The sequence below is a fragment of the Gillisia marina genome, assembly GCF_000258765.1.
GTDB classification, from domain to species: domain Bacteria; phylum Bacteroidota; class Bacteroidia; order Flavobacteriales; family Flavobacteriaceae; genus Gillisia; species Gillisia marina.
Genome location: NZ_AJLT01000043.1, coordinates 24612 through 34422, shown reverse-complemented (window position 1 = coordinate 34422; position 9811 = coordinate 24612). Strand labels below are relative to the sequence as shown.

At 36.2% G+C, this 9811-nt stretch carries 10 protein-coding genes, 1 other RNA gene and 1 pseudogene; 5 read left to right on the top strand and 7 right to left on the bottom strand.

Features of this window, described 5'->3' with window-relative positions; translation table 11 throughout:
- Positions 1–37 precede the first annotated feature (37 nt).
- The 3 genes from fsa to ffs form a co-directional block, all read right to left on the bottom strand.
- Positions 38–691, bottom strand: a complete 654-nt coding sequence (fsa, locus tag ON07_RS11145; protein ID WP_010231345.1) for a fructose-6-phosphate aldolase — start codon at positions 689–691, stop codon at positions 38–40.
- A gap of 46 nt (positions 692–737) precedes the next feature.
- On the bottom strand, positions 738–1556 hold the full coding sequence (locus ON07_RS11140; protein ID WP_010231337.1) for an SDR family oxidoreductase: 819 nt from the start codon (positions 1554–1556) through the stop codon (positions 738–740).
- Positions 1557–1596: 40 nt separating this feature from the next.
- An RNA gene (gene ffs / locus ON07_RS16310) (signal recognition particle sRNA small type) lies at positions 1597–1695 on the bottom strand.
- Positions 1696–1782: 87 nt separating this feature from the next.
- Between ffs and ON07_RS11130 the strand changes: the two genes are divergently transcribed.
- Both ON07_RS11130 and ON07_RS11125 read left to right on the top strand, forming a co-directional pair.
- A complete protein-coding gene (locus tag ON07_RS11130; RefSeq protein ID WP_010231336.1) occupies positions 1783–2832 on the top strand; it encodes a glutaminyl-peptide cyclotransferase in 1050 nt (349 codons plus the stop codon).
- Entirely contained in the window at positions 2829–3233 is a 405-nt protein-coding gene (locus ON07_RS11125) for an acyl-CoA thioesterase (RefSeq protein ID WP_010231335.1), read from the top strand. The genes ON07_RS11130 and ON07_RS11125 overlap by 4 nt, the downstream gene beginning before the upstream one ends.
- A 40-nt stretch (positions 3234–3273) precedes the next feature.
- Here ON07_RS11125 and hemL read toward each other — a convergent pair whose 3' ends face one another.
- From hemL to ON07_RS11105, 4 genes are all read right to left on the bottom strand, one after another.
- Positions 3274–4560 (bottom strand): glutamate-1-semialdehyde 2,1-aminomutase, encoded by a 1287-nt coding sequence (hemL, locus tag ON07_RS11120; RefSeq protein WP_010231334.1) that lies wholly within the window; start codon positions 4558–4560, stop codon positions 3274–3276.
- Between the two features lie 9 nt (positions 4561–4569).
- Positions 4570–5394 carry a glucosaminidase domain-containing protein gene (locus tag ON07_RS11115; RefSeq protein WP_010231333.1) on the bottom strand — a complete coding sequence of 275 codons (825 nt, stop codon included), beginning with the start codon at positions 5392–5394 and terminating at the stop codon, positions 4570–4572.
- A complete protein-coding gene (locus ON07_RS11110) occupies positions 5387–6322 on the bottom strand; it encodes a 1-aminocyclopropane-1-carboxylate deaminase/D-cysteine desulfhydrase (RefSeq protein ID WP_010231332.1) in 936 nt (311 codons plus the stop codon). Before ON07_RS11110 ends, ON07_RS11115 begins: the two co-directional genes overlap by 8 nt.
- Positions 6323–6571: 249 nt before the next feature.
- Positions 6572–6898, bottom strand: a complete 327-nt coding sequence (locus tag ON07_RS11105; RefSeq protein ID WP_010231331.1) for a hypothetical protein — start codon at positions 6896–6898, stop codon at positions 6572–6574.
- 32 nt (positions 6899–6930) lie between these two features.
- Between ON07_RS11105 and ON07_RS16550 the strand changes: the two genes are divergently transcribed.
- From ON07_RS16550 to ON07_RS11090, 3 genes and pseudogenes are all read left to right on the top strand, one after another.
- Positions 6931–7098, top strand: a complete 168-nt coding sequence (locus ON07_RS16550) for a DUF5522 domain-containing protein (RefSeq protein ID WP_162097765.1) — start codon at positions 6931–6933, stop codon at positions 7096–7098.
- A 51-nt stretch (positions 7099–7149) separates the two neighbouring features.
- Positions 7150–9189: pseudogene (locus ON07_RS15330) on the top strand (urocanate hydratase).
- Between the two features lie 28 nt (positions 9190–9217).
- Positions 9218–9760 carry a DUF4136 domain-containing protein gene (locus ON07_RS11090; RefSeq protein WP_010231327.1) on the top strand — a complete coding sequence of 181 codons (543 nt, stop codon included), beginning with the start codon at positions 9218–9220 and terminating at the stop codon, positions 9758–9760.
- Positions 9761–9811: the final 51 nt, after the last annotated feature.

Sequence of the window (9811 nt, the reverse complement as noted above, 5' to 3'; positions counted from 1 at the left end):
AATTTGATTAGGCTTTTTTAGTTATTTTAAATTTAAACTAGTTCCCTTTCTTAAAATCTTCTAAGAATTTTGCCAAACCAATATCTGTAAGTGGGTGTTTTAAAAGTCCTTCTATCGAAGATAAAGGTCCTGTCATAACATCTGCACCTAGTTTAGCACAATCTATAACGTGCATGGTATGTCTAACTGAAGCTGCTAAGATTTGCGTTTCAAATTCGTAGTTATCGTAGATCAATCTTATTTCAGCAATAAGATTTAAACCATCAGTAGAAATATCATCTAACCTACCAATAAATGGAGAAACATATGTTGCACCCGCTTTAGCGGCTAGTAAAGCTTGCCCTGCAGAAAAAACCAAGGTGCAATTCGTCTTGATTCCTTTATCACTAAAATATTTAATAGCTTTAATACCATCTTTAATCATTGGAACTTTCACTATAATTTGCTCATGCAATTCAGCCAACTCCTCACCTTCCTTGATAATTCCATCATAATCTGTAGCAATCACCTCTGCACTCACATCACCATCTACAATATCACATATCTTTCTATAATGTTTGAAAATATTATCCTTTCCCGTGATTCCTTCCTTAGCCATAAGCGAGGGATTTGTAGTAACTCCATCTAAAACTCCTAGATCTTGAGCTTCTTTAATCTGGTCAAGGTTTGCAGTATCAATAAAAAATTTCATAGTGTTGTGTTTAAATATGTTTAGTAGCGTTTTCTTGTTTGCAAAATTACAATTTATAATGCTTTAGTAAGATCTTCTCATACAATTTGTCTGGAAGAATCCGCTTTAATGCAATGGAGAATTTTTGTAAAGGTTCCCCAACTTTATAGTGTCCTCTGGGCTTTGGGGAATTGATAATCTTGTAAATCATTTTAGCCATTAACTCTGGATCTTTACCTTCATCTACATGCTTATTCATGATATCCAAGGTATTCTGATAAGCCTTCCTGTATGGGGAAGTTTCCAAAACCGGAGCATGGTATCTCCCGGCAGCGATGTTTGTAGCAAAATCTCCGGGAGCTACATTGGTCATCTGAATATTAAAATCCTTTAATTCCATCCTAAAAGCTTCAGTAGTCAATTCTAAAGCTCCTTTTGTAGCAGAATATATTCCGCGGTAAGGCAAGCCCATATACCCGGCAATGGAAGTGATATTTATGATGAGTCCTCCACCTTGCTCACGCATTTTGGGAAGTACAGCCTTGGTGACATTCAACGGACCAAAATAATTGGTGTCGAAAGCCTTTTTAATCTCCTCTTCCGGAGTTTCTTCAATAGGACCGGTAATGCCAATCCCTGCGTTGTTAATTAGAATATCTATTTTTCCTTCTTTTGCGATCAATTCAGAAATAGCCGAAATAATAGTTTCATTCTTCGTAACATCTAGTGCTATAAGAGGAAAGGAAGTTGAGTGATTCGGATTTGGATTTCTACTTGTTCCGTAGACCTTAAAATTTTTGGCCATCAAGAATTCTCCTATGGATTTTCCAATTCCGGAAGAGCCTCCTGTTATAAGAACAACTTGTGGGGAAGTATCTGTTTTCATGATCACAAAGATGCGATAAAATTTAAATATCAGATACAAAAAATGGCAAGCGACCCACATCACACCGCTACGACCACTTACCCTTGCTGCGTTCCCGCCCTGGGGGATTCAGCAGGAGCTGGTTGTGTGGGACTTGCCGCTGCAAATATACAATGTTTACTACATTTTGCAAGGATTTTTTAACTTGAATTAATTAATTTAGCCCAAAGCAAATAACAATATTTTCATGAAGAAAGCTAAGCTCCTGTTACTGTTTATTTTAAATGTTTTATTTATTTCCTGCGGAAGTAATTCCGATAAAAAGAAAAGTGATTTTTCTCTCAGTTTTGTGAGTTCTAAAGCCGAATTTAAGTTAGGTGAGACTGTAAAACTTAGCGTGCAAAACCCTAAAAACAAGAAAATAGATTCTACTTCTTTTTATTTTGAAAATGAATTATTAGGAACTGCTACTTCAGAATTAGAGATCCCTTTAAATTTTGAAAAATTAGGAAATCAGAAGATTAACGCCATTGTCTTTTCTGAAGGAGCCGCAGATAGCCTTCAAATAGATATTAAGATCTTTAATAATAAAGCGCCAGATATTTATACCTATAAAATTATAAACACCTATCCGCACGATATTACCGCTTACACTCAAGGTTTGGAATTCTTCAATGATACTTTATATGAAAGCACCGGACAATATGGTACTTCTTCCTTAAGAAAAACAAATTTTGAAACCGGCGAAGTTTTCAAAAAAGTAGAATTATCCGATCAATATTTCGCAGAAGGCCTTTCTATTTTGAATGGAAGTATTTACCAGCTTACCTGGAAAGAAGGCGAAGGATTTATTTATAATCTTGAAGACCTCAGCAAAACAGGCTCATTTAACTTCAATAAAAGTAAAGAAGGCTGGGGATTGTGTAACGATGGCAAACAATTTTATAAAAGTGACGGTACCGAAAAAATCTGGATTCTAAATGCAGAGACTTTAGCCGAAGAAACTTTTATACAACCTACCACGAATAGATCTATTTCTACACAGTTAAATGAATTAGAATGGGTAGAAGGAAAAATTTATGCAAACACCTATCAAAAAGATGGGGTTGCGATCATCAATCCGAAGAATGGAGCAATAGAAGGGATTATTAACTTTAAAGGATTGCGAGACAAAGTAACTAAACATCCTGAATTGGATGTTTTAAACGGAATTGCATATAACCCTAATACCAAGAAATTGTACGTCACCGGAAAGAATTGGGATAAATTATTTGAAGTTGAAATAGTTAAAAAATGAGCGGCACTCCCGAAATCTATGAAAAAATAATCACCGTAAAAGCTTCAGATCTTGATGAACTAAAGCATGTAAATAATGTGCAATACGTACAATGGATTCAGGATATCGCAAAAGAACATTGGGAGAATCGAGCTTCAGAAGAAATACTTACTACTTATTTTTGGGTAGTGATTCGTCACGAAATAGACTATAAAAAACAAGCTTTCTTGAATGATGAACTTCTTATTGAAACGTTTGTGGGCGAACACACACATGTGACTTCTCAAAGATTGGTGAACATTAAAAATAAAGATTCTGGAAAAGTACTAGTTCAGGCTAAGTCTACTTGGTGCTTGATGGATTATAAAACCAAAAAACCCGTAAAGATCTCACCAGAGATGTTACGGGTTTTTTATAAGTAATTACCTCTCGTCTTCGCTCGAGGTGACAAAATCTTTGTTTTTATAAACTTTTGGCAACTTTATCTACGGCTGCTATCGTTTTATCTAAATCTTCATAAGACAAAGCCTCTGTTATAAACCAAGTTTCAAAAGCACTTGGAGCTATATAGATTCCTTCAGCTAGCATTCCATGAAAGAATTCCTTAAAAGTGTGATTATTGGCATGTGCTGCCGATGCAAAATCTTTTACAGGAGTTTCAGAAAAATGAATAGAGATCATAGACCCTAGTCTATTTATGGTATGTGGAATATTATTGGATTTAAGTACGGTATCCACACCTTCATGTAAATAAGCTGTTTTCTCATCGATACTTTTAAAGATTTCTCTCTTGCTATCTAATTCTTCCAGCATCGCCAAACCAGCTGCCATCGCTAACGGATTCCCACTTAAGGTCCCTGCCTGATATACAGGACCTATCGGTGCTAAATGATCCATAATCTCTGCTCTGGCTGCAAAAGCACCAACCGGTAAACCGCCTCCAATTACTTTTCCAAAAGTCACAATGTCCGCTCGAACTCCTAGTCGTTCCTGAACTCCGCCTGGAGCTAGTCTAAACCCGGTCATGACTTCATCAAAAACCAGTAAAATATCATTCTCATCACACAGTCTACGTAATCCCTCTAAAAACCCATTTCTCGGTGGAATACAACCCATATTTCCGGCAACCGGCTCTAAAATAATACAAGCAATTTCTCCTTGATTCAATTCTACAAGATTTCTAACGCCCTCCAAATCATTATAATCTGCAAGCAAGGTATCTTTTGCAGTTCCCTGAGTTACCCCCGGACTGTTTGGAGTACCAAATGTTACTGCACCACTCCCCGCTTGTATCAGGAAAGAATCACTATGCCCATGATAACAACCGGCGAATTTGATGATTTTCTCCTTTCCTGTAAATCCTCTTGCTAACCTTACCGCGCTCATACAAGCTTCTGTCCCGGAATTTACAAATCGGATCTTATCTATGTTGGGAACCATTTTTACCGCTAATTCGGCAATCTTGGTTTCAATTTCTGTAGGAGTTCCAAAGGAAGTTCCTTTTTTCGCTTTTTCCACAACCGCATCTACTACGGGTTTAAAAGCGTGCCCAAGAATCATTGGACCCCAGGAATTGATATAATCTATATACTTATTTCCATCTTCATCGTATAAATAAGCACCTTCTGCTTTTTCAATAAAAATTGGAGTTCCGCCAACTGCATTAAATGCGCGTACAGGAGAATTTACTCCTCCAGGTATTACTTTTTGCGCAGCTTCAAACAACGCACTACTTCTTTTATAATTCATTTTTTGATATCAATTTGATGCAGAATTTACAATTAGCTCTTGCCCGATATCAATATTGTTATCGGATAAATTATTAAGCCTTTTTATTGTTTCTACACTTGTATTATTTCGTTTTGCTATAGAATATAAGGTGTCTCCTTTTTGCACTTTATAGGTATTAACTCCAGTTGACTGAACATCAACCACGCTTCTTTCTCTTTTATATGTTTTGCCTAAAACCTCATTATCAAATCGGTCTAGTTCATATCGTTCTATAATATCAATCAGCTTTTTAGGATAAAGTCTATCTGTGGCATAACCTGCAGCTCGCAGACCTTTCGCCCAAGATTTATAATCATCGGCATCCAATTCAAAAAGATCGGCGTAGCGCCTACGCTTACTCAGAAATAAGGAGTGATCGCGATAGGAATATTTTGGATCATTATATTTTCTAAAACATTCCTGAGACCTATCGTCATCATGATACACTTTATCCCCTTCCCAGTCGTGACATTTTATTCCGAAATGATTATTTGCTCTTCTTGTAAGCTCTCCTCTCCCAGCGCCAGATTCTAAAATTCCTTGCGCCAAGGTTATACTAGCCGGGATCTTATAAATTCTCATTTCTTCCTGAGCTATTTCTGAAAAATTAGCCACATACTCCTCTACCACATTTGCATAAGTTCCTCGGGGTGCACTTTCTGTTCTAGAAGAACTCGGATTATCTCTTTTTGAAACAACTTCACTTTTCTCACCACCTTTAGTAGCAACAACTTTTCTCTTACTTCCACAAGAAGCCAGGAAGAGTAAAAGAAGAAGTCCTAAGAAAAATTTATGTGGTGCTAATTTATACATCTATGAGCGGCAGATTTTTTTTGGTCAATAATTCATTCATCCCGGCAATACCTTGAAGACCGCCTGTATGAATGGCTAAAATACGTGAATTTTGAGGGAATTTAGAATTTTCAATCATATCTATAATTCCAAATAACATCTTGCCAGTATAAACGGGATCGAGCGCAATCTGGCATTTTTCATTGAATTGATTTATAAAATGCACTAATTGAGAATTTACTTTCGCATAACCTCCAAAATGATAATCGGTAACCAAACTCCAATTATTTTTTGTTGTATGTTTTTTAATTTCTGAAGAGAGCCAATCTCCCTTAAGGGCAGGAAATCCCAAAATTTGCTGATTGGGTTTCGAAGCATTTATAATCCCTGCAATCGTACCACCCGTACCAATGGAGCAACATATATAATCGAAGTCTTTATCCTCCTCCTTCAATATTTCCTCACAGCCTTTTATCGCCAAAGAATTAGTTCCTCCTTCCGGCAAAAGATAAAAGTCGCCAAACTCTACTTTTAAATGCTCGATAAAATCTGACTCCTCTTTTCTTTTATAAACATCTCTTGAAACAAAATGGAGTTGCATGCCATGGGCAACCGCATATTTTAAAGTCTCATTAGAAGCTAATGTTCTTTCTATTTCTTTCCCCAATTCTTCTCCTCTAATAATTCCAATCGTCTTTAAACCATATTTCTTACCTGCAGCGGCAGTAGCGGCAATATGATTAGAGTAAGCTCCTCCAAAAGTCAGAAGCCTTGAGGAGTTACTTTTTAAAGCTTCAGAAATATTATATTTTAATTTTCTGAATTTATTTCCTGATACAAAAGGATCAATGAGATCTTCTCTTTTAATATGTAAAGAGATGTTGGAAGCTTCAAAATGAGCAACCAGTTGGTTGGTTGAAGAAGTAAAATTAAAATCGGCTTCCTGCATCATTCCGCAAAGATTCAAAAAAAGCCTTCAGAAAGTATAAAAAATGAGTATCAATTTTTGAGGAGTTATAAATATTTCCATGTGCATTGGATATAAGAAATAAATCAAATACGTCATTCTGTTCCGATAGCTATCGGAATTGTTTCAGAATCTCATCACACTTAACCATTAAAGTAAATAGAGATTCTGAAGTATTCCGACGCTTCGGGACGGTGTGACGAGAAAACTATTACGACAAAATTAGATATCTTATAGATATTTCAAAAAACCCCAGAATTTCCTGGATCGTACATAATTCATATTCAACTCATTTTTATAAGCCTCTTTTTCAAAAGATATATTCCGATATGCCAGATATTTATTTTTATACTGAAGGAATTTAACACCAAATTCAATCCCGTACCACAAATAGAAAAATACAAGCAGCATTTCTGCCTGTTGTTTTAAATGGATTTTTTCGTGATTAAGTAGAACCGGATCGTTCTTAAAACTTTCATTTTTCAAAATCACAAATGGCCAAAAGCTAACCCCATTGAATCCTTTAGCGAGTAGAAATTTGTTTACCAGAACAATCATTGGCGAAAGTTAAGAATTTGTATTTTTGTGATATGACTAATTTTTCAAAAAAGATCCCTTTAGAAGAAGGCGATTTTTATCTTACCCCAGAAGGTTATAAATGTTTTACGGAGCAATATCATTTAAAAAGAGGATATTGCTGCGAGAGTAATTGCAGGCATTGTCCGTATGGATATAATAAGAAAACTCCGGCTAAATAACTTCACATTACATCCTTCAGAAGAAATAAATCAATATAAAATAGCGTATTCATGAATTTTAAAGATCTTATCCTACAAGGAATTCCTTCAGTATTACCAGAAAAAAGACCTTACGATCCATCTGTAAATCATGCTCCTAAAAGAAAAGAAATTTTAAATGCTGAAGAAAAGAATCTTGCGCTAAGGAATGCCTTACGATATTTTGAACCGGAACATCATGCTACTTTAATAAAAGAGTTTAAAGAAGAACTGGAAACCTACGGAAGAATCTACATGTTCAGGTTTAAACCTACATATGATATGTATGCGAGACCAGTAGAGGAATACCCAGGACCTTGCTTGCAAGCAAGAGCAATCATGTTAATGATCCAGAATAATCTAGATCCAAAAGTTGCTCAGCATCCTGAAGAACTAATTACTTATGGGGGGAATGGAGCTGTATTTCAAAACTGGGCGCAATATTTATTGGTAATGAAATATCTAGCACTAATGGAAGATGACCAAACCTTGGTTATTTATTCCGGACATCCTATGGGCTTATTTCCTTCCAATAAAAATGCACCACGAGTAGTAGTTACCAATGGAATGATGATTCCAAATTATTCGCAGCCGGATCATTGGGAAAAATTTAATGCACTTGGCGTAACTCAATATGGCCAAATGACCGCTGGAAGTTATATGTACATTGGGCCACAAGGAATTGTTCATGGAACCACGATCACCGTATTAAATGCAGGTCGAAAAATAGCTAAAAACAAGGAAGATCTAGCCGGGAAACTATTTATTACCTCTGGTTTGGGAGGAATGAGTGGGCGCAACCAAAAGCGGGAAATATTGCCGGCTGTATTACCGTTTGTGCTGAAATTAACCCAAAAGCGGTTCATACACGGCATTCTCAAGGCTGGGTAGATGAAGTTTGCACAGATCTTAATGGATTGACCGAGAGAGTTAAACAAGCAAAGCAAAATAAGGAAGTAGTTTCTATCGCTTATCAGGGGAATATTGTAGATGTATGGGAACATTTCGATAAAGAAGATTTATTTGTAGATCTAGGAAGCGATCAAACCTCTTTGCACAATCCTTGGGCCGGAGGCTATTATCCTGTTGGAATGAGTCTTGAAGAATCCAATGAAATGATGGCCAATGATCCTGAAACCTTTAAAACTAAAGTTCAGGAAAGTTTGCGCAGACAAACCACAGCAATTAATAATCATACCCTGAAAGGAACTTATTTCTTCGATTATGGAAATGCCTTCTTATTAGAAGCCTCTAGAGCCGGTGCCAATATTTATAAAAATGAGAACGCTGAGTTTGTAGATGCTAGTTCGTTTAAAGAATCAGACCTTGAAAATGCAGCATTCGCCTATCCTTCTTATGTACAAGATATCATGGGACCTATGTGCTTCGATTATGGATTTGGTCCTTTTAGATGGGTTTGTGCCTCAGGATTGCAGGAAGATCTTGATAAAACAGATAAAATTGCTACGGAAGTTCTTGAAAGATTAAAAAAAAGATGCTCCGGAAGAAATTCAATCGCAATTATCAGATAACATTAAATGGATCAAGAATGCTAAAGCCAATAATTTAGTAGTTGGTTCTAAAGCCAGAATTCTTTATGCAGATGCACAAGGAAGAACCGAAATTGCTAAAGCCTTTAATGATGCTATTTCAGAAAAAAAGATAGGTACCGTGGTACTTGGTAGAGATCATCATGATGTTTCCGGGACAGATTCTCCTTTTAGAGAGACTTCCAATATTTATGATGGCTCAAGATTCACAGCAGATATGGCCATCCAAAATGTGATAGGAGACAGTTTTAGAGGAGCTACTTGGGTAAGCATTCATAATGGTGGTGGTGTTGGATGGGGAGAAGTGATAAATGGAGGCTTCGGTATGGTTCTTGATGGTAGTAAAGAAGCGGAGAACCGTTTAAAATCTATGCTTTTTTGGGATGTAAATAATGGAATAGCTAGACGTTCTTGGGCACGAAATAAGGAAGCAATTTTTTCCATAAAACGTGCGATGGATCAAGAACCAAAACTAAAAATTACAGTTCCAAATCTTGTAGACGATGCGTTGTTTTCTGAATAGAGACCACAAACCATTTAAAACTTGATTTATGAAATTTCTTAAAATTACAGCCGTGCTATTATTTTTAGCTGTGGGCATGACTTCATGTAGTACAGTGAAGGTAGCATCAGATTATGATCAGAAAGTAGATTTTAATCAGTACAAAAGTTTCGCTTTTTTTAAGCCGGGAATAGATAAAGCGGAGATTTCAGATTTAGATAAAAAACGAATTTTACGTGCTATTGAAGAAGAAATGATGTCTAAAGGCTTTACAAAATCTGAAGAACCAGATCTTTTGGTTAGCATTTTCACAAAAACTAAAGAGAATATCAATATCTATCAAGATAATAGATTTGGATATGGATATGGCTGGGGATGGTACCCTTGGTACTGGGGAACAGGATACAATACTGTTAACACGACTAGTGAAGGAACACTTTATATAGATCTTATAGATTCTGAAGGAAAAGAATTAGTATGGCAAGGAATGGGTACTGCCGCACTTGCCAAGGAAGTAAATAAGAAACAGGAAAGAATTAGTGAGATTGTAGAGAAAATATTTGAAAAATATCCACCCGGACAAATGAAGTAATTAGTTAGAAAGCCTCCAAATTGGAGGCTTTTTTATTACAAGTGTTATTTA